The organism is Selenomonas sp. FC4001 (assembly GCF_000701565.1).
GTDB classification, from domain to species: Bacteria; Bacillota; Negativicutes; order Selenomonadales; family Selenomonadaceae; genus Selenomonas_A; species Selenomonas_A ruminantium_B.
The window spans coordinates 1-21,961 of record NZ_JNJF01000005.1; the positions used below are offsets into that span (position 1 = coordinate 1).

A 21,961-nucleotide genomic window follows, 5' to 3' on the forward strand; every position below is an offset into this window, starting at 1 on the left:
TTGACAACTGGGATGTAATAACGCCGATATTCAAGTTCTCAACAGACGTCCGTACAGCCTTTTACACGACCAACGCCATTGAGAGCCTGAATTCCTCATATCGCCGTCTGAACAGCCAGCGAAGTGTTTTCCCCAGCCAGCAGGCATTGCTGAAGGCATTGTATCTGGCAACGTTTGAGGCTACCAAGAAATGGACTATGCCAATTCGGAACTGGGGTAAGGTAAGGGGCGAGTTGACCATTATGTACCCTGACAGATTACAACCGTAAAATACATAAATGCTAAAGTCATAGAAGACCTATTTACAGACTTTTATTCACACCCTCTAAAAAAACCGGTAGCAGCAAATAATTGCTACTACCGGTAAAGTCTAACTTTATGGGGTCACTACAAATCGGTCAGTGGAGCGGCTCTATATTTATGCCATGCTATAGCCGTAGTGGCGTATAACTTCATCCTGCACATTTCCCTTGAGGTGACGCAGAAAATCCTTTATGCCATATGCACCATTCATACCAATAGGCGTATCAAAAGCATAGGGCTGCAGCTTCAGGCATAGCTTTTTGACCTTCTTCGGGTCTACATCGCCAGCCAGTATCACAGATTTGTTAACAGCACAGATATCCCTTATGGCCTTCTTCCTGTCAAAGCCAAGCATAAGCTGGCCCCCGAAATCCAGGCGTATCATTTCCGCCGGATACACCATTGCTCTTTCCACAGAAAATTTATCATCATAGCGAAAGCTCTTAATCACGGGGCGGTCTACTTTTCTGGCATATTCAGCATCTTCATTGCCGTCAAGCTGTACGTAATCCGAATCGATTTTATTGGCCCAGTGATTTACTGTCTTTAAATCTTCATCGCGGAACACACCGACAAGACGAGCTGCCTTAATCTGCTGCGCAATCACCTCTACCCTTAGCGGTGAGATATAGGCATCGCTTTTATCATCGAATACAAAACCAAGGAAATCAGCCCCTGCATCTTCTGCGTTCAGTGCTGTAAACAAATCGGTAATCTTGCAAATCTTAGCTCTCATGGCAATCCCCTACGCTTTCTGCAATGATGCACACACAAATTTATTATACCATAAAGTCTACCAGAGAAATACTATATAGTATAATTATAGTAAATCTTTAGAACATTTCTTGACATTAACGAACAGGAGTACTACACTTAAAGACGTGATCCCCTTTGTTAATTCTCTTGTGATCACACCTTTCCTGGAATGGCCCTGACATTCCAATCCCCGCCCCCGGAGACTATCCCGCAGCTCCGGGGGCCTCTTGATACTGGCTATTAAAAATCCCTCTGGCAAAAGCCGAGGGATTTTTTGCTCATTTAATTTCCCATGTAAACTCCACGGTATCGCTGGCCTTTATGTCATCCGGCTCAAAATCGAAACTCGCCTCCTCGCAGCCGATGCTCAGGTCACTCATCCTGAACTTATCATGTGCTTCAAAGCTTATTTCGTCCCAGCTGTAATCTATAGACAACAACTGCCCCAGTTTCACATTAGCTGCATTGCACAGTATATTGGCTTTTTCCAAGGCATCTTTTGTTGCCTTTTCCAAAATTTCCTTTTTAGCCCCATCAATATCCGAAAGGGCAAAGCCTATTCTGACATCAGGGTCTGCCAGACACATCGACAAAACAGAAATCACCTCATCCAGCTTCGCCATATCCTTAGAGAAGGACAGGCTGAGGTCATGTCTGACTTCGTAGCCTATAAACACCTCTTTGTAGGTATTGTCTTCCCGGTGGATGTTATCATGTCTTGCATGAATATCAAAGCTTGTGGTTTTCAGGTCTTCTTTCGTGAAACCAATCGTCCCAAGGTTAGCCCGGATAAGATTCAGCTGCTGTGCTGCACTATCTACTGCCTGCTTATAGTCAGTATCGCAGGATTCCACATGCATCCAAACGATGATGGTATCCGGTGTTCTACTTACTCGGCCAATACCTTTGACCTGTATGGTATGCTTATCCGCTATCATAAATGACGCCTCCCAATGAATGTTCTGCTGGCTCTGCGTCATTTATTCGCGGTCTTACCTGCGGATACCTGCCTACACAGTCCTTAATCCTATCTTTGATTCAAATGGGACTTCACAAGATAGTATACTTCCGGATGGGAGCTGGAACCGAATTTCTGCCAGCCCCATTTGCTTCCTTGTACATAAAAGTAAATCTGGCCGGTTTTCTTATCCTCTTTGAATTGCACAACGCCCTTGGAAGCCATGCTGTCCGTATCAAAATTTACGGAGTAATCCAGTACCGCAATCAGGCACTCACTCTTACTGTTTACCTTCATCACGGCAGAACTTACGTCTATGCAGGAACCTCCATGGTTGCCAGCATCCCAAATCGGATAATTTCTGTCACCATTCCAGTAGACAATCCCATCCGAACCCCGCTGTTGCATAGCAAATACCACATTGCTCATTAACAGTATGGTTATAACTGCCATTACGATTTTTTTCATCTTCCATTCCTCCGTTAAACCTGCATAGTTTTTCTCATCACAGTCAAATCGATTCTTTACTGCTTACGGAAATAGCCAGGTGTTTATAATAGCTGTATCCACACAAACACTGAGAGATTATATCACGATATTCTTAACATATGGTTAAAGCCTTCTTGGTTTTCTGTTAAAAATTCACATATAGCCAAACGCCCCGGAGGTTCTCCGAGGCGTTTTTCATCAAAAAACAGGGCCATATCAGCCCTGCTATTCTTCATGATTAAATTTAGTCCTTAATGCAAGCCAGGACTTCCGCAGCAGTCAGATCATTAGCCTGCATGTATTCGGTCAATTCCTGATAGTCATATTTAGCCTTCTGGACTTTCAGCTCAGCAGCCTTAGCCTTCATTGCTTTGATTTCGCTCTGCTTCTTTTCAATTTTTGCTTCCAGAGCGCTGATTTTTTCTTCATAATTTGCTTTTCTTGCCATTATTCAATCTTCCTCCTAAAATAGCATATCCCTATTATAGGGGCTGATGTATTATTTGGCAAGGCATGGACATCGGCTCGTTTTTAATCTCCAGCTAAGATTCAGATGGTAAGATTGCATCAGAACATATTAGGAGATGACGCCCGTGTCTATAAGAGATTTATTGAACTATCTGGATGAACAATTAGAAAAGCATCGCACACTTGTATGTACATCTTGCACCGGCTTAGGCAGATGGCTTCACCGCAGCGGTATTGCAGGCCCGCGCTTTATGCTGTCAGGATGCGTCTTTTTCCTGACCTCAGCAGGTTATTACTTTTTTTATAAAAAGCAATACAACGTCGCAGTATTCCTATGTTTTATGGCATTATCCATGCTAATCATGGCACTAACGACGGAACGCGGGGATAATATAGAATTAATAGCGTTAGCTTTTGCCATTTTTCTCATCTTTGCCGGGGCTGGTGCCAGTATTTTATGTGCAATGAAGCTTGCAGATACTCCGGAAGAGCGGGAAAAGCAAAAGCAAAATCTCTTGGCTTATTGCGGAATAATTCTGGGGCTTTTTCTTGTCCTCGCTGCTATAGGCGGTATAGGATTTCTGATAATCATGTTCTTAAAGTAGCACCATCATGCGGCACTCTTGCACCACATAATTTCATCCTTAGCGATGGCTCTCAGACTGCATAGCCTCCAGCACTATTTTTCGCGCCTCTGGCAGCAGCTTTTCGGCATCTTCCAAAAGGCGCTGGTGGATGGCTTCACTTTCTTCAGCCGTCAGGCCTAGGAAGTCATCTACACTGAGTTCATAAAACTTTGCCAGTCTTGCAATATCCTCAGACTTAGGCAGAACCTTTCCCGCTTCCCATTTATCGTATTTTCCGAGTGTTACGCCAACGCCTTTTGCTATCTCTTTTCTTGTAAGTTCGCGCTCTCTTCTTAGCTCAGGCAGCCTGCGCATAAAGAAATTTCCAATTATTTTATTGACCATTCTTCCTCCCGCTTATTTAAAGAAAATCCGAACTGCTCCGGTATCGTCTTTTCCTATCCCAGGCATGGCATTAACAGCTGTCATTGCCTTTACTACCGGCTCATATTCCTCATCCAAGCAGAAAAGGCCACGCACAAGCGTATTATATAAATCATATCCCCAGCTGACCTGCTCTTCCTCTTCCATCCCTTTTATGCTTTCTTTCTGTTCGCTGCTAAGGTTGCTTCTAAAATCTTCCAGAATAGCAGAGCATTTCTCTAGCACTTCCGGGCTTAAATTCTTTGCCGTGAAATCATAATCGCATAACGCCTTATAGTCCTCTTCGCCGAATTCTTTTTCATTCTCCTCATCTTCAACAAAGTTATCCATCGCATGAATTGCCAGCGCAGTGATAAAGCCGCCGGTTACCTTATCCAGTAATCTGAAATCGATATTGTTTTCATAAAGTGTCATAGCTGCATCTCCTTGTACAAATTAAGCCATAAAAAAGAGCCAGCCACATGGGGATGGCCGACTCCAAGTATGCGGCTGGTTTCCCAGCACTTATTATTTTACCATATTCATTAAAATTTTTACATCATCAGCCGGATAGCTAACGCTTAATTAAAGCTTTCTACTTCTTCCACCGTAGGAATGGATGTCTGCGCACCCTGACGAGTTACAGCGATAGCCGATGCCTTTGCCCCAAAGTCGATAGCTTCGGCAAAATTGGTGCCATCAAAGCGGCTCATAAATGCGGCCAGGAAGCAGTCGCCAGCGGCGGTGGTATCGACAGCCTTTACCTTGTAAGCCGGGAATTTTTCCACCTTATCTGCTGAAACGTGCATAGTGCCGTCACCGCCCAAAGTCACCAGTACGTTTTTCACACCCTTGGCAATGAGCGCTTTTGCCGCTGTCACCACTTCTTCCTCCGTACCAGTAGGGAGGCCGGTGAGCAGGGCAAGTTCCGTTTCATTGGGTTTGGTGATATCCACCTGCGCCCAAAGTTCATCCGGCAAATCGTTCCGTGCCGGAGCCGGATCAAGCACTACGGTCTTGCCATGTTTTTTTGCAAGCTTTGCGACAGCTACTACGGCAGGCATGGGGATTTCCAGCTGCATGACCACAGCATCGGCCTTAGCAAACTTTTCCTCCTGCGCCTTCACCAAGTCTTCATCAACGGCGGCATTGGCACCAGCAATCACGCTGATGCTGTTCTGGCCGGTTTTTTCAATCTCGATAAATGCCTTGCCGGTTTCCGTACCGGCAATTTTTTTAATGCCATCCGTTGCCACACCCACATTTTCCAGATTGGCCAGCATCTGCTCACCAAAGGTATCCGTGCCTACAGCACCAATCATGGAAGTATCTGCGCCCAGTTTTCCCAGCGCATAAGCCTGATTGGCTCCCTTACCGCCGGGCACAAGCTTCATACTCTGCGCCATGACCGTTTCCCCGGCCTTAGGCCTTCTATCCATATAGACCGCAAAATCCATATTCAAACTGCCGACAACCAATACCTTATTCATGAAAAATCCCTCGCATTACATCAGTCCAGATACTGGCTGAGACCAACTTTATCCGCAGCCTTCCAGAAAATGGAATACAGGAAACCGTTATCCCACTTATATTCACGGGCTGTCACATTTTCGCCATTTTTATCTACACAGCTAAGCAGTCGGATATTTCTCTGGCCATTATTTTTGAACGTACTGAACCGATAAGTCTTTTTAGCTATCTTACCGGGATTTCCCTGGCCATCTGCACCGCCGCTGCCTGCATATACAATGCAGCTTACATAGGCAATGCCATCTTCCACATAGTAGTTGCAACTGGTCAGATCCAAATAATAGACCGCAGCTTCACTCACTCCACATATGGGAATGTTATGGTTCAAGTAGAGATAGTTTCCTCGCTCGGACATATCCGGCTGTGGGTGCTGCGGCACCATTTTATATTCCACACTTGCATCATAGCGTTTCCCGGTGATGTCCACACCATCCGTCATCCCATTAGCAAATACACTGCTCATGCCCATGAGCAGCAGCATACATATCAGCAAGCCAATTTTCTTCACTCTAAATCCTCCTCTTCTTTACTTTATCACGCCAGCCTTGGCCATCTCATCGGCATTCTTAAAGCCATGTTCTTTTGCATGTTCCTGGGTTATCATCTCGACCCATTTGCCACAGAGCGAACAGATGCCACTATTCCAGCGGGACTTTACATTGTTATTCTTAGCCAATCGGATACCAGTAAGCTTATCAGGTTTGTTTTCCAAATCCATCAACCTCCAATATCACATTCTTCTCCTGAACTCACTTATCACCTGTTTACGAAGCCTGGGCCGCTCGAACAGCAATTCCTGCAAGTCCCGCTGCGGTATATACTGACTGATAAACTCCATCGGATCAAAACGCAAATTATTCCTTGGTGGCGGTATCCATAGCGGATTGGCCTGGGCAAACATATCCATAAAGAGCTCCGGCGTGATATCCTCCGGTTCCTGATATTGAACCTTGCGACGCTCTATATGCGGTTTGGACATTTTTACTTTATGCCCATTAACCCATGGATTTTCGCCGTAATAAGCATATCTTCCTTCTGCATACGTAAAAAAGTCAATGTATCTTTCCTTGGGAATCTGGGCAATAATTTCCCGCGACTTAGGATAATCCACCCGCATTACTGGCGGAATCCCCAGTTCTTCCGTAAGAACCACTCCTCCACGGCACACATCGCCCCGTCCGTGATATATCCGTGCCCTGCAGACAAGAAAATCTTTTACATAATGCAGTTCCGGGCGTATATCAATATACCGTTCTACCTGTTCTGCCGTGATATTGATATGATTACATATCTGATTGGTGGAAGCTCCCTGCGGAACATAAGGCCGAATATCGGTGTATGTGACATAATCAAGATTTGGGTTTGCCACATAGTAACCGCGTATGATAAACGGCTTATCCTTTGCCGACAGCGCCAGCAGCGTATTTCTCATATAATTGCGCCTATCCAGCTTTTTTGACATTCTAAGCCCCCTTACCATTACAAACCATTACAACATATTTCAACCATTTTCCTTTCCATCATTACATTCCTATTTTTTTGGCCGCCTCAGTCTACAGCAGGAAGCGGGCTTCGGCAAGAGAAGCTGACGCCGCTTCTGCGAAGCGCTCTTGCCTGCGCCCGCTGCCTGCTGTTTAGCCTTCGCGTCAAAAAAATAAACTGCGCAGCAGGGGGCTAGAGGCTCCCTCGGAAGGAGAATGCAAAATGGAAAAGAACAACAACAAGATGAACGTTTACATCGCCGAACTTATCAAGAGTGAGCGGGGCACTGTCCTTACATCAGGAACTGGATACATCACCAAAGGGAACTTTCTGGAGGAAGCCTACAAAATCATAGGCTGCAGATGCGTTGACTGCCGCTCCTTTGAGTATAACGGCACCGAGTACGATGTATGGTTCGATGATGAATTCCTGCTCAAAAACGGTCCTCTTTATCCCACCCTTTTCCTCGGTGAGCTGAAGCCGAATTACTTCGACGTCATTTGCGGTAACTTTATTATAGCAAAATGCAACGAAGAAGGCGAAACTATCGGCATCAGCACCGACGAAGCTAAAGAGCTTGGTTCTTTTATGCAGTCCAGCATAGATAAGCTTAATAAGGCCGCACATATGGGACTTCTTGGCGGCGTAAAATCAGCCTGCTAAAATGCGGGGGATGTCCGGCCAGATGGCCGGCATCCTTTGCGCGACAGGCATTACAAACCATCACAACAACATTGCAGTGCATTACCTCAAAGTCATCAGAATTAGGGCCCGCACACAGAAATCCGGTTATAGCCAGCCTTTTCTCCGGCCTGCATCATTTCTCGGATTGATTTTACGAACCGCCGGTAAAAATCTACGATATGACTTCTATTGGCACTTGTAATCTTATCTGCCTCGGAATCCGAGAGTTTCGTATCCAAATGCCAATACTCCGGCATATAATCCGGCAAATGCCTTAAACCTTCACGCAGAAAATCCAGTCTGGTATCCTCATAGCTATTCTCCAGCCTGTTTGCCACGAGCTCTATGTCATGGAGTACCAGAACCATTTTATCGTAGGTATAGAAATTATCCGTCAGGTACCACTCAAACTCAGTCATGTACTTTCTGCCTTCCGGCCATTCTTCATATCGCCCTTTATTCTCAGGCAAATCTTTATCAAAGTGGCGCTCAAAAAGCGGATACAAAAAATCTTCAAAGGAACTGCTGGAAATAGATATTTCTGCCTCTTCCATACTACGCAGGTTATCCAGAGAATATGTATTCTGACTCAAATCCTTCACCATTACCGGCTCAAACCAGAAACACGCGCCAGGATTATGCCATTCCTCAATCTCTATCAAGGGAAATGGCTTTTCTTTTTGCCTTTTGGAAAGCTCTGCCAGTATGGTCAATTCTTCCTCGCTGACCTCTTTTCCATAGCTATCCAATGTTCCCAGCTTAATGTCTTTGCATTCACCATGATAGTCGCTGCCACCGCTTATGAAAAGGTTATGTTCCTTAGCGACCTTCAGCAGGGATTTTACCTGAGCCTCATCAAATCCCGAATAATAGCACTCTATCCCCTGCAGCCCTGCATCAAGCAGGATTTTTAGCTGCTTTTCAAATTCCTCATCATTCATATCACGCTTGGTATAGCCGCCATAAGGATGTGCCCACACGGGGATGCCTCCGGCGGCTAAAATGCCGGCAATCGCCTCTCTGGCATCAATACGGATGCCATTGGTATTACAGGGCTTGATATACGTTTCCCTTGCCTGCTTCTCATCCGTAGCTTTTCCCATGGCAACCAGTATTTTGGCTAATCGTGCCTTCCAATCCTTGTTGGCATACTGCTTCAGGTCTTCACTTATCTCAATCCCATACTTATCCTTGATGAAGTTAAGATGTGTTTCTACGACTTCCTGCCTTTTCGCCATGGCTTTATTCACCATTGCTGCAAAGGCCCGCACATCCTTATTAAAACCATAGCCCAGGATGTGACAATTTCTAATCTCTGTGACACAGCTGACCTCTATGCCACGGATAAATACCATATCAGCTGGGACTTCGTATTCCATATCGTAAATGCCTTCAAACGTATCATGGTCAGTAACTGAAAATATTCGGATTCCCTTCGACCGCAAGTTTTCCAGCAAACTACGGCTATTATCTGTACCGTCGGATGCCTTAGTATGCATATGCAAATCGACCATCTATTTCATCTCCATATCCGCAGACTCACAACTTATCTCTTCCATGCAGGACGTTGGAACTATCTTCGTCAGCCAGACACCATTCTCTGCCTGATAGTACTTTCTGCCGCTTTTAATCATGGCTTCTGTATCTATACGGTATATTACATAACCCTCTGACGACTTGCGCCTTTTGGCGACCTGCCAAGCCGTATCGATATCAGCGGACAAGTGGACATACAGCCTTTTCATGGGGCGCAGGCCTTCTTTTTCTATGTTTTCCCTGTTTTTGATTGGCGTTCCATGATACAGATATCTTGGCGGCACAGACTCTTTCAGCTCCACATCCACCTTGATGCTGTGCCCTTGGCAAGCCCTTATTCTGGACTTATCCTCGCTGAATATAAACCGTTTCTTGTCATTGAGTGTCACAATCTTTTCCAGCGTTTCCATATCCATCGATAGAGCTTTTATTAATTCTAAAACACTCACCCAGCCATGCTTATCCATTTTAAGGCCTGCTGATTCCGGCTTATGCCTGAGTACACAGGCAATTTTCTTGCTGAGCTTTACTTCAGCCCCGGATAGTTTATCCATCCACCTTGCCTCCTAAAGGAAAAGCCACCCCGCAGGGTGGCCATTTTGCCTGAATTAATATTTCACGCTGGATTTGAACGCAAGGCTTTCGCTGGCTGCGATATCAATTACTTCGCCAGTCTGCGGGTTGCGGCCTTTGCGGGCTGCGCGCTGTGCCTTCTTGAAGGTACCGAAGCCGATAAGACGGATTTCTGCATCCTTTCCTACGGATTCCTTAACCGTTTCCAGCAGGGCATCTACTACAGCCTTGGTATCCTTCTTGGATACGCCTGCAGCCTCTGCTACTTTGTCTACTAATGCAGTTTTGCTAAGTACTTCTGCCAATTTGATTACCTCTTTCCAAAAGATATTGTTACGACAATTATAAAATATTCGCCGTCATATTGTCAAAATCCTGCTTTTTCCCCATACATAGTTGCATCCACCGTTTCATCCGGGTGTTTTTCGTTATATTTTCATCGATTTCCCGGTTGTACTCTTCCCGATTTTCCTTTGCTAGGCAGAAGGTCGGTATGGACGTACCACTTTTCCATCCACTTGTATTTGGGATAATCTACCGGAAGTACTATGCCGGACATCTTGCCAATCTCTTCCGGTGTTCTCTTTATTGTACAGCATACCATATTTGCACAATTAACCAGCTGCCCAAACCAAAAGTATTAGGATAATAGCGTTTCTTGTACGACCACACATTTTCATATAACAAATCCGTTGCTATTACTATCAACTTCAGTATATAACGACCAAAACTTTAAACATCTAGTAGAAAACTCTCTATATTTATTTCACTGAATAAGCAACCATTTACAGTAGGTATAAATTGAAACATGTACATTTTTATGATATCATATAAAATGCGAAAAAAATACGATGTAATATTTCCCCTTGGAGGTAACCAATGAAACTTGATGAATTCAGAAATTATTTTGAGCAAATTGATACAGGTGAAACCTTTTATGCTCGCCCAATATTCAACAACGAATTTATGGGCAGATTGGGTGAGTTATTCGGTGAAGCAAAATATGATAAATTCAAAACTCTAATCGATAACGATGATATTATCGGTCTTAAAGATTTCCTAAAAAAGAATTATCGAATTACTGAAAAATCTAGTAAGCATCGCTTTTACACCCAAAAAGTATACATAGAGTTTGATATTATTTTAAATGAGAAACCAGATTTTGAACGACCATATTATCTTGGCTTTCATAGTAATTCTATTCCCTTACATAAAGTTATCGAAATACTACAAGTATATTTCGACAACGATAAAAGCAACTTTTGGCTAACCGGAGAGATTATCACTAACAATACCAGGCATGCCATAGATGACCTGCCTTTTTATATCAGTGGAAATTTGATGTTTGTAGCTAGTCCAATATCAGAAAAAACAGTCACCCTTCACATTCTAAAAGAAACAACAGATATTAAAAGCAAAGCTGAATTGAATGCATTATTAATAAATCACTATGACGACTATTATGATAAGCTTTACCATGATAACATGCCACTTACTGAAAAAGATATTCCAATATCCGCAAAAGGTATCAAATGTTATAACATTGGGCAAGGAAATTGCATAGAGATCATCGGCGATGCGTATAATGTACCTATTTTTTTTGATGTAGGATTAACTAAGTATAAAACAGAAAGGAACCAAAACGAAATCATAAAGAGCATCAATAATCTAAAAGAACGAACTCCTAGCATCATCATCTTATCTCATTGGGATACCGATCATATATTAGGATTATCCTTATGGGGCCAAGAAATATATAACGGAAAATGGATTGTTCCAGATTTACATTCTCTTTGGTATAAGAAAAAAAACAATTCAAATAATAATCCACAAGAACGAAAAACAAAGCAGGTATCATCATATGCCTTTCGAATTTTCCTCAAACTTATTCAAGTAAAAACCAATCAAGTATATATAATCAGTGAAGATCTTAAGCAAACATGTATCTATAAGAAAAATTCTAACAATACTTCTGCAATAGAAATCTGGACCGGAATACGAAAAAATAGCGGTTCAAAAAACACCCATATCATTAATCGTGCTAATAATTTCGGATTAATTATGATGTTACATGGTTCTTATCAAAATGCAATATTATGTGGCGATTGTGATTATTCAGTTATCCCAAAATCATTAATTGAAAAAGATTATGGCTGCGTTGTCGTTTCTCACCATGGCTCAAAGATGAGTTCGTTCCCATTCAAGCCTCAATCCAACTCGGATAGTGTTGCAATCATAAGCTATGGATTATCTAACACTTTTGGGCACCCTGACGAATCTAAAATTGCAGAGATATCCAATAATGGATATCAAATTATCCCCACTATTCGCTTTTCCGAATACCAAGTTGATATTCAATTCAAGGACAGAACACGCATACAAGGAATTTAATTATATTATCAACTTAATAAAAAAACTCAGTAAAATTATCTTTGTCATAAATGGACACAATCTCTTCGAATTATATCCATTAATAGAAGCTTTCCTAGAACATCAATATAATATAAAAATAGGCCTAGCTAAAGACACCTTTGGCTAGACCTTTTTTATATTATCTATTAGATTCGTATAGTCAATGCTAGAAATATATAGATGCTATTCTTTAAGACTGTTATGCCTTGTTAAACTTATCCTTGCCCTGTTTGCAACGTGGGCACTTCCAATCGGCGGGCAAGTCCTCAAAGGCCGTTCCTGCGGGAATGCCATGTTCGGGGTCGCCCACAGCCGGGTCGTATACCGTACCGCAGATGGAGCAGATATATTTGCCGGTGAATTTCTGCTGACCATAATTCATTGCTGGAGGGATAGTCTCCGGCATTTTATCCAGATCCACCACCTTCTTGTTGTCCAGATTTTCATAGCCTAAAGGCGTATGGGTGGACAAGTACACGGTTTTATGGTTTTTGATAAACTCCCGCACCTTATTCAGTGTATCGCGAGCGGCCACTTTATCCTCGGTGGCTATGGAAAGTTTGTTGCAGTACAAGGCTTCATCGGTGTAAGTCACATCGCCGTGAATGATGTAGTACAGACCATCGTTTTCTACGATAACAATGCTGGTACCAGTGGTATGACCGGGAGCAAAAATATAATGAATCCCCTCGGCGATTTTCATGCTCTTGTCAAAGTTCTCGTATGCGCCGTCGTTAAAGTCTGCCCGCACCACATTATCGCCCGTCAGTTCCATGGCATCCGCCTCGACGCCGGATATATAAATCTTGGCATTTGGGAAACTCCGCAGTTCCCCAACATGGTCTGGATGCTTATGGGTAACGAGGATTTTCGTCACCTGTTCCTTTTTGTACCCCAGTTTTTCCAAAGCCGTCACATAATCGTCAATGCGGGAGCCGATATAAATGGGCGCATCCACATCGACCGCCATATCCGGCGATTCCAACGGCATCCCCGTATCCACCAGAATGACCTCATCGCCGGTATCAATGAGGAAGTTCTGCAAAGTAGAGCGATATTTGACATTTTTGTCAAATTTATCCTCGCCATCTTCCAGCCCCATAGCAAAGGGCTGGGTCATAAAACCATTCTCATAGAGTTTTACCGCCTTGATCTTCATTTTACTCATACTCCCCCACTCACTTTCTCGGCAAAATCACGCCGTTTCATGGCGCATAACTTTCCTGTTTAAAAGATTCTGCAACATGAAAATGCTGGGATATATCAAGTAACGCATTCATCAGCCCGATGTTAATTATTAACATCGGCTGCTCCTCCTCACAATGCATTACAAACCATTACACGGCGGCAGGTATCCTGCCGCCAATAATATAACAGACATTATCAGATGGCGGCAGCCATCCGGGCTTAATCTATTACAGATTTTGTTTTTGTCTGCCGCATTATACGGGCTGCGCCAGTAAAGTGCAAGGGTTCGCTTCGCCGCTCTGCGCCCTTGCGCTTTACCGGCTTCGCCCGTTTATAATGGGCGTCAAAAACAAAAAATTCCGGCGGGCAGGCGGCAAAGGGAGGGCAGAGAAGCCTGCAAGAATATCAACTGCTTATTTACGAGGAGGAAACTATCATGAATCATGTAGCACTCACTGGCAATATCTCTCAGGATATCGAACTTCACACCACGGGCAACGACAACAGCGTTACCACTATTCATCTTGCCGTACAATCCGAATACTACAAGGCTGGCGAAGAACCAAAGGCCGAATTTATCCCTGTGACCGTATGGGGCAAACAGGCTGAAACCTGCGCCGCTAACCTTATAAAAGGCCAGCATGTAGAGATTGAAGGCAGGCTCCAGCACCGCAGCTACGAAAAAGATGGCGAAAAACACTATGTAACCGAAATTATCGCTGAAAAGGTTAAATTCGGTGCCAAGCCCAAGCGCCAAGGTGAAGCCAGTGAATATACGGAATCAAAGAAAACCAAGGCCAAAAAATCGGCTTAAAGCATCTTGTTTTGTGGCAGGGCTGGCCACGGCCAGCCCGCTATAACGGAGGAAATCACCATGAACAAGAATCTGCATTATGAATCCAATGCTTCTCTGCTTTCGTCCCTGCTGGATATTCCAGCCGAAAACCTTGCCTGCAAAAAAATTTCTGAGGTATTAACGGCGCCCTTGACCATAAAAGGCGTTGGTGTCAAAAAAGCAGACAAGCTTTATGTTATCAAGGAAGTCATCCGCCGCATTATGGAGGAGACCCCCAATGATAACCCAGTTATTCACGGCCCCGAAGATGTATCCAAATTTTTCATGCCCAAACTGCTTCACGAAACCAAGGAGCACTTTATGATTGCCGTGCTTAATACCAAGAATCGTATCATCGCTGCCCCTACCATTTCCATAGGCTCTTTATCGGCGTCGGTGGTTCATCCCAGGGAAATATTCAAAGAGGCCATAAAATACCCTTGCGCCGGTATTATCCTTGTCCACAATCACCCTAGCGGCGACCCAAACCCCAGCAAGGAAGATATTGCGGTTACAGAAAGGCTGGTCAAGGCAGGCAAAATCATGGATATTCCCATTATAGACCATGTAATCATCGCTCAGCAAAAATACCTGAGCATGAAGGAAAAAGACCTCATAAAATAACCAAACAAGGCAGGCAATCATGCCTGCCCTATTGCTGCGCCACCGCATTACAGGAACCATTACAAAAGCATTACAACCATTTGGACATTACATTTTCGATAAAGCTTGCACGACCTGTGTCACTGTTAGGAGCGGATGATTTCTTTTAGAATGGCAATATAGCTCTGGGTCAGGCGAGAAGGGCGAATACTTTTAGGCAGGATATAGCCAATTTCCATATAGTCATCAACAGCCAACGGCCGGGCAATGATGTTAGAGCCATTGAGCTCTTCACTGATAACGCCGCTGCATATGGTGTAACCGTTGAGGCCAATCAGCATATTAAAGAGTGTTGCCCGATCACAAACGACAATTTCCTTATCCACTGTTTCGGTGCTGAGGATTTCTTCGGAAAAGTAAAAGGAATTATGATTGCCTTGTTCGTAGGAGAGCCGCGGGTACGGAGCTAGGTCTTCTAAAGTGATTTGTTCTTTACTGGCAAGAGGACTGTATTTGCTGATGAAAACATGTGGCTTGGCCGTAAATAGTGGCTCAAAGGCTAGATTGTTTTCCTTTAATGTCTTCAATATGATGGAGCGATTAAAGGTATTAAGGTAAAGCAGACCAGTCTCACTGCGGCGATGGGCGACATCATCAATGATGTCATAGGTTTGCGTTTCACGCATATGGAATTCGTATTTAGGCCCATCAAAGCGACGGATCAGCTCGACAAAGGCTTCAACGGCAAAAGAGTAATGCTGTGAGGAAACGCAAAAATGCTGCTTGAGTGCTGACTGGCCAAGGTACCGTTCATGCATAAGGTCGGCCTGCTCTAAAACCTGCCGTGCATAACCTAATAGTTCATCACCAGCTGCAGTAACCTCTATGCCCTTATTAGAGCGGGAAAAAATCGTGATGCCATATTCCTGTTCAAGAGACTGAATCGCGGCGGTAAGGCTTGGCTGCGCGATGAATAATTTTTTTGCCGCCTCGGTAATATTGCCGGTTTCCGCAATCGTTACGGCATAAAGAAGCTGCTTTAGTGTCATAGTGTTCCTCCTGTGCATTGTATCATTGGGTGGTATTATACCATTTACCATAGATTTTTTCTATGAACAATGCCATATTTTATGTATTTTACAGAAAAACATGAAATCCTTATCATAAGAACAGAAATAGCACCAAGCAAACTACTGGAGGATGATGGATAATGCAGACAATTTATACACCATGCCGCTACGATTTTGTAGGAAGTTTCCTGCGGCCAGCCAAACTAAAAGAGGCACGCGCCTTGTTTAAGGAGGGCAAAATCAGTCAAGAGGAGCTTAATGCAATAACGGATGATGCCGTACGCGATGTTGTAGCCAAGCAAAAAGCAGTAGGCTTCCATGTAATAACGGACGGTGAATTCCGTCGAGCATATTGGCATCTCGATTTCATGTGGGGCTTTGAGGGAGTTGCACATAAAGCAGGTGGCGGTGTCGAATTTCATGGTGAGGTAGCGGAGCTCGATGATACATGGCTTGTCGGCAAAATCAAGGCCAAGACACATCCTTTCGTCGAGTATTTCCGGTTCCTCAAGCAGTTTGAAGATGATGAGACAGTGGCTAAATACACGATTCCGGCTCCTGCGCAGATGTATCAACAGTTTATTATTCCACAGAATTTGAAAACGACGCGTCAAATATATACCACGGATGATGAGCTTATCGCCGATATCGCTACGGCTTATCAGGAGGTTATTGGACAGTTTTATACTGCAGGCTGCCGTAATCTTCAGTTTGATGATTGTACCTGGGGAGCAGTTGTTGGTGATGCTGCCAAGCAGCGCTATAAAGCATTAGGACTTGACCTTGAGTCGGTCAAACAGCAGCTTCTCAAAGTTAATAATCTTGCGCTAGATGGAAAACCAGCAGATATGGTTATTAACTCCCATATTTGTCGTGGTAATTATCATTCGACTTTCTTTACAAGTGGGTCTTACGATTCGGTAGCTGATTATGTTTTCGCTCAGGAGCATGTCGATGCACTTTATCTTGAGTACGACGATGAACGTTCTGGAAGCTTTGCTCCACTGGCAAAAATCTCACCAGATAAAAAAGTGGTACTTGGCCTAATTACGACCAAAACGCCGGAACTTGAAGATAAGGATGCCGTCATTGCCCGCATTCATGAGGCGGCGAAGTATGTACCACTAGAGCGGTTATATCTTAGCCCACAGTGTGGTTTTGCCTCTTGCGAGATTGGCAATAAACTAACAGAAGAAGAACAATGGGCAAAACTGGCACTGGTAAAAGAAATCGCAGAACTGGTCTGGAGTCACTAACACTATTCACAAGTATGAAAAATGAGGCTATGCATTGCATCAGCCTCATTTTTTCATATGCTTATTTCTTGATTTTTGCCAGAACATCTCCGGCACTGATATTGTTTGCCAGCATGTACTCAGTGAGTTCTTTATAATCACCGTCAGCCTTCTTGGTTTTCAGGCTGCTAAGCTGGGCCTTCAATTTTTTGAGTTCTTCCTGTTTCTTTTCAATTTTTGCTTCGATTGCGCTAATCTTTTCTTCATAGTTTGCTTTTCTAGCCATAAGTCAAATTCCTCCTAAAAGTATATGAATTACTATACGGAGTAATTCGACTATCCATGAATTTTTTCCTGCTTTATAAAATGATTTTTTCTGATTCTTGAATAAAAAAATCATGATGTAGGATTACTAACAAACATTTTCCACACAGGCTCTCTTATGATTTTATTCGTTATGCAGCAAAATCCTTCACGACCTGCATAAGCTGTTTTTCATCTACATCTATCAGTTTATCCGGAACATATAGGAAAATTCCCTCATCGATAGCACGCGCCTCCTCTGAGACATAATGGCCATCTTTTGTCATTAACGCTACGTCCAGTCTGTCCACGGATATCATATGCGTTCCACTGATGTTGGGTAAATTTATCTCAAGCAATCTTGCCGGATAATCTATCCCGTCAAAACGAATTGTCATCTTTTCCATGCCCATATAAAACCTATCTTTTCTCTATCCGGAACAACTGCCAATTTCCCATTCTGCACCTGTCCGGGCCATATTTTGACACACGCAGCCTGTCTTGGAGTATGTATCCCTGCCTACTCGCAAGACCATTAAACGCGCTGCTCTTCCTTCTGCATATCCGGCTTTTCCAGCGCAATATCATTTACGTTCTGATTTCTCAGTACATCAATAAGCCGAACATCACTTCCTTCATTAAATTTTTTGGGCTTTACTTCAAACCTTGCCAAACACATTCTCTTGCAACTCCTTAACATCTTTTTCGTTATAACAGCCCTAATAACATATCATATACTCAGCTTAACCTGCAAGGTCATTTTTCCCAATTCTGACCGGACTGTGCATTTCCACAGTCACCCCTCATGAACTATGTAAAAAGTTACAGTATAGCATGCAATGTTATGCCGTATAATAACACACATAACATTTATAGGAACTGCCCTCTCCCCAATCCCCATTGGGCAGCACCGTTAGTGAGCTTCCCCAGTTCGCGAAATTCAAAATGCCCTGACTGGCACTTCCCCAAGTAATACCAGTCAGGGCATTTTTTTATATTCTTCTACAGATACAGCCAGCAAAACCATTACATACCATTACATATGTTAATTATTAACATCCCTTTACCCTTTTTGCGCTAGGACAATACCTGCAAAAACCAGCAGCATCCCTGCCCCCATAGCCAACGTAAGGCTTTCTCCCAAGAAGATGATTCCGGATACAACACCAACCACTGGCACAGCCAGTGAGGAAATGGCTGCCTTACTGGCTTCCATATGTTTTATCAGGTAACACCACAGGATAAAGGCTACTGCAGAGGCCAAGGCCCCGTTATAGGCCACACAAGCAATGGAAAGCCCATTCCACTCAGCTCTCCAGTCCCCTATAACGGCTGTATATATTGCTAAAACAACTGCTCCCACCGTCATCTGCCATGCCGTCAGCGCTGTGAGGTCACAACCCATGAGCTTTCCTTTCATAGCCACATTTCCTGCTGCCCAGACCATTGCAGCAGATAAGGCCAGCAGTATGGCTGACCAATCGCCGGAAACATCCACATTAAGCAGCAATCCCAAACCGGATAGGCTAAGTGCTATTCCCGCAAGTTTCCGTCCACTGAGCCTTTCCTTCAAAAATATTTTCGCCAGGATTGCCACCCATATAGGCATAGTATAATTAAGCATAGCGGCAAGCCCAGCTCCCAAAGTCTGCAAAGAGGTTTGCATTGCTGCATTGCAAAAAGCAATCTGAGTGGCTCCCGTAAAAGCAATCCATGGCCAGTATCTTCTATCCGGCAATGGAATCCTTTTGACCTGCGTTATCACCAATAATATAGCTGCTCCAGACGAAAAACGCAGCATCGCAAAAAAAGTTGGCGAAAAAAAGTCATTGGCCACCTTCATTACCACCCAATTAAAGCCCCACAGTAGGCAGAGCAACAGCAATGCACGATACACAGGCATCCATCCCTCCATAAGATATTGCGTATATTACACTTTTGCATCATAGCCGAAGTCTTCTCATACCGAAATGGTCTTTCCCAGCTGAAAGGCTCTCTGCAAACTGTCGCCCTGCCTTACATCTCCTTTTTCCTTAGCACCGCGCACCAGCACAGTACCACCATCCTCCAATTTGAAGAAATTCAAGACTAGCTTATACTGCATAAGTATCGCATCAAAAAGTTCAGGCAGCGTAGCCGCACCCACCAGAATCATTGCCAATTTTTTAATGTTAAATGTATCACGTCTCGGATTATGCAGCCGGTCAATAATTGCCTTCAGTTGGGCACTAAGTCCATAGAAATACACCGGGGATGCGATAACCAAGATATCTGCCACTTTGAGCTTGTCATAAATCTGCTGCATATCATCCTGCTGAAAGCAAGGATTTCCTTCTTTTTTGAAACAGCTGTTACAGCCAATGCAAGGGCTAACCTTATAGTCTGCTACAGATATCAGCTCAACTTGGTGACGCTCACCAGCCCCTTCTGCAAAAGCCTGTGCCAATAAATCTGTATTGCCACCTTTTCGGTTACTCCCCACCAAAACCACAATTTTGCTCATTTCCAGCCCTCCCATATCTTGAAAACCTACTATTCGTCTTTCAGCTGCTCAAATATGGCATTTTGGATGTTAATTATTAACATCCAAAATGTCTGTCTATATCTACCACCGTATTTTGTTTACGCCTCCGTCTGCAACAAGGTTTACTTATTGCACGCTCAATACTCCAGCCATAGCGAAGCCGATTTTTACATATATCCCAACTCACCTTACTTCCCAGCATATCATATAACTCACGCGCAGTATATTTTTTTCCTTCATAATCATACAACTTGGTATGCTTTACGGGGGTCTCTACTATTTTTTCCACAGACCAGCCCTTGCTAAGCCGTGTTCTTATCGTTGCAATCGAGATATTATATTGTTCAGAGAGTTCACGCACACTATATATGCGACCTTTATATTCTAGGTGGATTCTAGGCTTTCCACCTGTACGACGGCGTACTGGATTGTTAACTACATCCTGCAACGTCTCGCCTCGATTTATTCGTCTGCGCACACTCTGGCTGTTAAGGTTGAATCGTCTTGCAACTTTCTCCACGCCTACTATTTTACCATCCAGTATACATGTATGGTGTTCAGGATGCTTTTGTTTACGAATCGGTGTCTCGATTGCCTTCTCCAGTGACCAATGCTTCTCATTCAGCCTGCGAAGCAATGCACCATATGGAACCCCTGTCATTTTTGAAATCTTTATTACCGGGCAAAGCTCACCCTTATATTCATACATTTTTCCCTTCACCAGTTGATACCTTCATTTCTCTACGTGACTAACATCTTACATTTAGCCTTTTTCTTTTATTATACCACAGCTATGAGATTATTCCGTATACAATAGACATTTTTTCACATTTTATAATGTATGCCAAGATGCTTTTTACTCAAATTCATCGCATAAATCTGCTTATACATCTCTCTCAATCATGGTATAATCAAAGCAGATACAGAATCTTTTCGCAGATAGCTCCCTTTCAGTATTCAGGAGGCTAATATGGACAAGACCATTCATATCGGTGACCGTTTTGGCCACCTTATTGTCATAGATAAAGATAATCGCCCCCGGCATAAAGCCAGATGGCTTTGCCGTTGCGACTGCGGCAAGGAAATATACACCTGCACCAGCAGGCTGATAAGTGGAAAGCATCGCAGCTGCGGTTGTACTGACCATACCAAACGCAACAGCATGGCTGACCTCACCGGCAGACAAATCGGCCATCTAACCGTCATTTCTCGCAGTCCTAATCTTAGGCGCAAGTCAAGCTGGCTATGCCGCTGTGATTGTGGCAATACGATTGAACTTCCCGCTTCATCAATATTGTCTGGCAAAAAGACCAGCTGTGGCTGTGTCCATCATGCTGCCAAGCACCCTTATGATGATTTAACCGGCAGACACTTTGGCCACCTGACCGTTGTTGCCCGCAGCAAAAATCCGAAGAACCAAAACCTATGGCTTTGTATCTGTGACTGCGGTGAAGAAGTACAAATCTATTCCTCCGGCCTCTTAAACGGCAAATACACCAGTTGCGGCAAATGCAAGTATCGCCATTTACGCACCAAAGAGGACATGATTGGCAAGCATTTCTCCCATCTGACAGTTGAACGCATCGTTGAAGTGGAATCGGGACTATTCAGGCTGCTCTGCCTCTGCGACTGCGGTGAATACACCCTTGCCGATACTGCCGAACTTACTTATGGCTACAAACGAAGCTGCGGATGTGACCTGAAGAAGCGTCCGCGCCCTAAAACCGTTCGTCATTGGCTCACCAATGCACAAAAGCTAAAAACCAATGATTCCATCCGCTACCATAAAGCAAACAGCAATACGGGGCTAAAGGGCATCCACATGCGGAAACGCCTTGCCCATAATGCCTATGAAGTATCCATTACCAGCCAGGGTCAGTACCACTATATAGGACATTTCCCAACATTGGAAGAAGCAAAAGCGGCCCGCCTTACTGCCGAGGAAACGTACTTTGCTCCACTCATTCGCCAGTTGGACGGTGAATCTGCCCCCGCTAATGAACCGGATACTTGAAAGGGTACT

At 43.9% G+C, this 21,961-nt stretch carries 29 protein-coding genes; 8 read left to right on the forward strand and 21 right to left on the reverse strand.

What is annotated here, in order from left to right:
• The coding region (locus T320_RS01865; protein WP_037352618.1) for a transposase at nt 1-269 on the forward strand (269 nt) is incomplete at its 5' end.
• A gap of 149 nt (nt 270-418) precedes the next feature.
• Here T320_RS01865 and T320_RS01870 read toward each other — a convergent pair.
• From T320_RS01870 to T320_RS01885, 4 genes are all read right to left on the reverse strand, one after another.
• Nucleotides 419-1,039 carry a phosphoribosylanthranilate isomerase gene (locus tag T320_RS01870; RefSeq protein ID WP_051608544.1) on the reverse strand — a complete coding sequence of 207 codons (621 nt, stop codon included), beginning with the start codon at nt 1,037-1,039 and terminating at the stop codon, nt 419-421.
• 298 nt (nt 1,040-1,337) lie between these two features.
• Nucleotides 1,338-1,997, reverse strand: a complete 660-nt coding sequence (locus T320_RS01875; protein WP_037352621.1) for an SIMPL domain-containing protein — start codon at nt 1,995-1,997, stop codon at nt 1,338-1,340.
• Between the two features lie 89 nt (nt 1,998-2,086).
• The gene (locus T320_RS01880; protein WP_037352622.1) at nt 2,087-2,485 is read right to left on the reverse strand and encodes a hypothetical protein; all 399 of its coding nucleotides are present in this window, start codon (nt 2,483-2,485) and stop codon (nt 2,087-2,089) included.
• A 265-nt stretch (nt 2,486-2,750) separates the two neighbouring features.
• The gene (locus T320_RS01885) at nt 2,751-2,954 is read right to left on the reverse strand and encodes a hypothetical protein (RefSeq protein WP_037352624.1); all 204 of its coding nucleotides are present in this window, start codon (nt 2,952-2,954) and stop codon (nt 2,751-2,753) included.
• A gap of 145 nt (nt 2,955-3,099) precedes the next feature.
• Here T320_RS01885 and T320_RS01890 point away from each other — a divergent pair, with 145 nt between their 5' ends.
• Complete coding sequence (locus T320_RS01890; RefSeq protein WP_156032706.1) at nt 3,100-3,579, forward strand: hypothetical protein; 480 nt, start codon at nt 3,100-3,102, stop codon at nt 3,577-3,579.
• Between the two features lie 39 nt (nt 3,580-3,618).
• Here the strand turns inward: T320_RS01890 and T320_RS13795 are convergent, their stop codons facing one another.
• From T320_RS13795 to T320_RS01920, 6 genes are all read right to left on the reverse strand, one after another.
• Nucleotides 3,619-3,945 (reverse strand): helix-turn-helix domain-containing protein, encoded by a 327-nt coding sequence (locus tag T320_RS13795; protein WP_051608545.1) that lies wholly within the window; start codon nt 3,943-3,945, stop codon nt 3,619-3,621.
• Between the two features lie 12 nt (nt 3,946-3,957).
• On the reverse strand, nt 3,958-4,398 hold the full coding sequence (locus tag T320_RS01900) for a hypothetical protein (protein ID WP_037352628.1): 441 nt from the start codon (nt 4,396-4,398) through the stop codon (nt 3,958-3,960).
• A gap of 146 nt (nt 4,399-4,544) precedes the next feature.
• Nucleotides 4,545-5,453, reverse strand: coding sequence for a ribokinase (gene rbsK / locus T320_RS01905; protein ID WP_037352629.1), 909 nt, complete (start codon nt 5,451-5,453; stop codon nt 4,545-4,547).
• 20 nt (nt 5,454-5,473) lie between these two features.
• Nucleotides 5,474-6,001 (reverse strand): hypothetical protein, encoded by a 528-nt coding sequence (locus T320_RS01910; RefSeq protein ID WP_037352633.1) that lies wholly within the window; start codon nt 5,999-6,001, stop codon nt 5,474-5,476.
• An 18-nt stretch (nt 6,002-6,019) separates the two neighbouring features.
• Nucleotides 6,020-6,205, reverse strand: a complete 186-nt coding sequence (locus T320_RS01915; RefSeq protein ID WP_143555455.1) for a hypothetical protein — start codon at nt 6,203-6,205, stop codon at nt 6,020-6,022.
• Nucleotides 6,206-6,223: 18 nt separating this feature from the next.
• Nucleotides 6,224-6,955, reverse strand: a complete 732-nt coding sequence (locus T320_RS01920; protein WP_037352639.1) for a hypothetical protein — start codon at nt 6,953-6,955, stop codon at nt 6,224-6,226.
• A gap of 242 nt (nt 6,956-7,197) precedes the next feature.
• On the opposite strand from T320_RS01920, the gene T320_RS01925 reads away from it, so the two are divergent.
• Complete coding sequence (locus T320_RS01925; RefSeq protein WP_037352641.1) at nt 7,198-7,638, forward strand: DUF3846 domain-containing protein; 441 nt, start codon at nt 7,198-7,200, stop codon at nt 7,636-7,638.
• Between the two features lie 101 nt (nt 7,639-7,739).
• Here the strand turns inward: T320_RS01925 and T320_RS01930 are convergent, their stop codons facing one another.
• The 3 genes from T320_RS01930 to T320_RS01940 all read right to left on the reverse strand — a co-directional run bounded on the left by T320_RS01930 (nt 7,740) and on the right by T320_RS01940 (nt 10,073).
• Complete coding sequence (locus tag T320_RS01930) at nt 7,740-9,038, reverse strand: hypothetical protein (RefSeq protein WP_156032708.1); 1,299 nt, start codon at nt 9,036-9,038, stop codon at nt 7,740-7,742.
• A 135-nt stretch (nt 9,039-9,173) separates the two neighbouring features.
• Nucleotides 9,174-9,749, reverse strand: coding sequence for an RNA 2'-phosphotransferase (locus T320_RS01935; protein WP_037352647.1), 576 nt, complete (start codon nt 9,747-9,749; stop codon nt 9,174-9,176).
• 54 nt (nt 9,750-9,803) lie between these two features.
• Nucleotides 9,804-10,073, reverse strand: a complete 270-nt coding sequence (locus T320_RS01940) for an HU family DNA-binding protein (RefSeq protein WP_037352650.1) — start codon at nt 10,071-10,073, stop codon at nt 9,804-9,806.
• Between the two features lie 574 nt (nt 10,074-10,647).
• On the opposite strand from T320_RS01940, the gene T320_RS01945 reads away from it, so the two are divergent.
• Nucleotides 10,648-12,159, forward strand: a complete 1,512-nt coding sequence (locus T320_RS01945) for a ComEC/Rec2 family competence protein (protein WP_037352652.1) — start codon at nt 10,648-10,650, stop codon at nt 12,157-12,159.
• A gap of 220 nt (nt 12,160-12,379) precedes the next feature.
• On the opposite strand, the gene T320_RS14920 is transcribed toward T320_RS01945, so the two are convergent.
• Nucleotides 12,380-13,348 carry a rubredoxin gene (locus T320_RS14920; RefSeq protein WP_197019351.1) on the reverse strand — a complete coding sequence of 323 codons (969 nt, stop codon included), beginning with the start codon at nt 13,346-13,348 and terminating at the stop codon, nt 12,380-12,382.
• A gap of 456 nt (nt 13,349-13,804) precedes the next feature.
• Between T320_RS14920 and T320_RS01955 the strand changes: the two genes are divergently transcribed.
• Nucleotides 13,805-14,182 (forward strand): single-stranded DNA-binding protein, encoded by a 378-nt coding sequence (locus T320_RS01955; RefSeq protein ID WP_051608546.1) that lies wholly within the window; start codon nt 13,805-13,807, stop codon nt 14,180-14,182.
• Nucleotides 14,183-14,242: 60 nt separating this feature from the next.
• Entirely contained in the window at nt 14,243-14,827 is a 585-nt protein-coding gene (gene radC, locus T320_RS01960; RefSeq protein ID WP_037352660.1) for a RadC family protein, read from the forward strand.
• Between the two features lie 125 nt (nt 14,828-14,952).
• Here the strand turns inward: radC and T320_RS01965 are convergent, their stop codons facing one another.
• The gene (locus T320_RS01965) at nt 14,953-15,855 is read right to left on the reverse strand and encodes a LysR family transcriptional regulator (RefSeq protein ID WP_037352664.1); all 903 of its coding nucleotides are present in this window, start codon (nt 15,853-15,855) and stop codon (nt 14,953-14,955) included.
• Between the two features lie 161 nt (nt 15,856-16,016).
• On the opposite strand from T320_RS01965, the gene T320_RS01970 reads away from it, so the two are divergent.
• Nucleotides 16,017-17,132: a 5-methyltetrahydropteroyltriglutamate--homocysteine S-methyltransferase gene (locus tag T320_RS01970; protein ID WP_037352668.1), complete on the forward strand. Its 1,116-nt coding sequence runs from the start codon at nt 16,017-16,019 to the stop codon at nt 17,130-17,132.
• Nucleotides 17,133-17,193: 61 nt separating this feature from the next.
• On the opposite strand, the gene T320_RS01975 is transcribed toward T320_RS01970, so the two are convergent.
• The 6 genes from T320_RS01975 to T320_RS01995 all read right to left on the reverse strand — a co-directional run bounded on the left by T320_RS01975 (nt 17,194) and on the right by T320_RS01995 (nt 20,659).
• Complete coding sequence (locus T320_RS01975) at nt 17,194-17,397, reverse strand: hypothetical protein (protein WP_037352672.1); 204 nt, start codon at nt 17,395-17,397, stop codon at nt 17,194-17,196.
• A gap of 169 nt (nt 17,398-17,566) precedes the next feature.
• Entirely contained in the window at nt 17,567-17,827 is a 261-nt protein-coding gene (locus T320_RS01980) for a hypothetical protein (RefSeq protein WP_037352675.1), read from the reverse strand.
• A 122-nt stretch (nt 17,828-17,949) separates the two neighbouring features.
• Nucleotides 17,950-18,093, reverse strand: a complete 144-nt coding sequence (locus T320_RS14515) for a hypothetical protein (RefSeq protein WP_156032710.1) — start codon at nt 18,091-18,093, stop codon at nt 17,950-17,952.
• Between the two features lie 384 nt (nt 18,094-18,477).
• Nucleotides 18,478-19,329, reverse strand: coding sequence for a DMT family transporter (locus tag T320_RS01985; protein WP_081824751.1), 852 nt, complete (start codon nt 19,327-19,329; stop codon nt 18,478-18,480).
• A 45-nt stretch (nt 19,330-19,374) separates the two neighbouring features.
• A complete protein-coding gene (locus T320_RS01990; protein WP_037352680.1) occupies nt 19,375-19,917 on the reverse strand; it encodes a flavodoxin family protein in 543 nt (180 codons plus the stop codon).
• A 76-nt stretch (nt 19,918-19,993) separates the two neighbouring features.
• Nucleotides 19,994-20,659, reverse strand: coding sequence for a hypothetical protein (locus tag T320_RS01995; RefSeq protein ID WP_037352683.1), 666 nt, complete (start codon nt 20,657-20,659; stop codon nt 19,994-19,996).
• A gap of 249 nt (nt 20,660-20,908) precedes the next feature.
• Between T320_RS01995 and T320_RS13805 the strand changes: the two genes are divergently transcribed.
• Nucleotides 20,909-21,952, forward strand: a complete 1,044-nt coding sequence (locus tag T320_RS13805) for a hypothetical protein (RefSeq protein WP_156032712.1) — start codon at nt 20,909-20,911, stop codon at nt 21,950-21,952.
• Nucleotides 21,953-21,961 lie beyond the last annotated feature (9 nt).

What these genes read in the sequence shown, in the direction of transcription:
- T320_RS01870 (WP_051608544.1), bottom strand. Translation starts at nt 1,039, where the DNA reads ATGAGAGCTAAGATTTGCAAGATTACCGATTTGTTTACAGCACTGAAC.
- T320_RS01875 (WP_037352621.1), bottom strand. Translation starts at nt 1,997, where the DNA reads ATGATAGCGGATAAGCATACCATACAGGTCAAAGGTATTGGCCGAGTA.
- T320_RS01880 (WP_037352622.1), bottom strand. Translation starts at nt 2,485, where the DNA reads ATGAAAAAAATCGTAATGGCAGTTATAACCATACTGTTAATGAGCAAT.
- T320_RS01885 (WP_037352624.1), bottom strand. Translation starts at nt 2,954, where the DNA reads ATGGCAAGAAAAGCAAATTATGAAGAAAAAATCAGCGCTCTGGAAGCA.
- T320_RS13795 (WP_051608545.1), bottom strand. Translation starts at nt 3,945, where the DNA reads ATGGTCAATAAAATAATTGGAAATTTCTTTATGCGCAGGCTGCCTGAG.
- T320_RS01900 (WP_037352628.1), bottom strand. Translation starts at nt 4,398, where the DNA reads ATGACACTTTATGAAAACAATATCGATTTCAGATTACTGGATAAGGTA.
- rbsK (WP_037352629.1), bottom strand. Translation starts at nt 5,453, where the DNA reads ATGAATAAGGTATTGGTTGTCGGCAGTTTGAATATGGATTTTGCGGTC.
- T320_RS01920 (WP_037352639.1), bottom strand. Translation starts at nt 6,955, where the DNA reads ATGTCAAAAAAGCTGGATAGGCGCAATTATATGAGAAATACGCTGCTG.
- T320_RS01925 (WP_037352641.1), top strand. Translation starts at nt 7,198, where the DNA reads ATGGAAAAGAACAACAACAAGATGAACGTTTACATCGCCGAACTTATC.
- T320_RS01930 (WP_156032708.1), bottom strand. Translation starts at nt 9,038, where the DNA reads ATGGAATACGAAGTCCCAGCTGATATGGTATTTATCCGTGGCATAGAG.
- T320_RS01935 (WP_037352647.1), bottom strand. Translation starts at nt 9,749, where the DNA reads ATGGATAAACTATCCGGGGCTGAAGTAAAGCTCAGCAAGAAAATTGCC.
- T320_RS01945 (WP_037352652.1), top strand. Translation starts at nt 10,648, where the DNA reads ATGAAACTTGATGAATTCAGAAATTATTTTGAGCAAATTGATACAGGT.
- T320_RS14920 (WP_197019351.1), bottom strand. Translation starts at nt 13,348, where the DNA reads ATGAGTAAAATGAAGATCAAGGCGGTAAAACTCTATGAGAATGGTTTT.
- T320_RS01955 (WP_051608546.1), top strand. Translation starts at nt 13,805, where the DNA reads ATGAATCATGTAGCACTCACTGGCAATATCTCTCAGGATATCGAACTT.
- radC (WP_037352660.1), top strand. Translation starts at nt 14,243, where the DNA reads ATGAACAAGAATCTGCATTATGAATCCAATGCTTCTCTGCTTTCGTCC.
- T320_RS01965 (WP_037352664.1), bottom strand. Translation starts at nt 15,855, where the DNA reads ATGACACTAAAGCAGCTTCTTTATGCCGTAACGATTGCGGAAACCGGC.
- T320_RS01970 (WP_037352668.1), top strand. Translation starts at nt 16,017, where the DNA reads ATGCAGACAATTTATACACCATGCCGCTACGATTTTGTAGGAAGTTTC.
- T320_RS01975 (WP_037352672.1), bottom strand. Translation starts at nt 17,397, where the DNA reads ATGGCTAGAAAAGCAAACTATGAAGAAAAGATTAGCGCAATCGAAGCA.
- T320_RS01980 (WP_037352675.1), bottom strand. Translation starts at nt 17,827, where the DNA reads ATGGGCATGGAAAAGATGACAATTCGTTTTGACGGGATAGATTATCCG.
- T320_RS14515 (WP_156032710.1), bottom strand. Translation starts at nt 18,093, where the DNA reads ATGTGTTTGGCAAGGTTTGAAGTAAAGCCCAAAAAATTTAATGAAGGA.
- T320_RS01985 (WP_081824751.1), bottom strand. Translation starts at nt 19,329, where the DNA reads ATGGAGGGATGGATGCCTGTGTATCGTGCATTGCTGTTGCTCTGCCTA.
- T320_RS01990 (WP_037352680.1), bottom strand. Translation starts at nt 19,917, where the DNA reads ATGAGCAAAATTGTGGTTTTGGTGGGGAGTAACCGAAAAGGTGGCAAT.
- T320_RS13805 (WP_156032712.1), top strand. Translation starts at nt 20,909, where the DNA reads ATGGACAAGACCATTCATATCGGTGACCGTTTTGGCCACCTTATTGTC.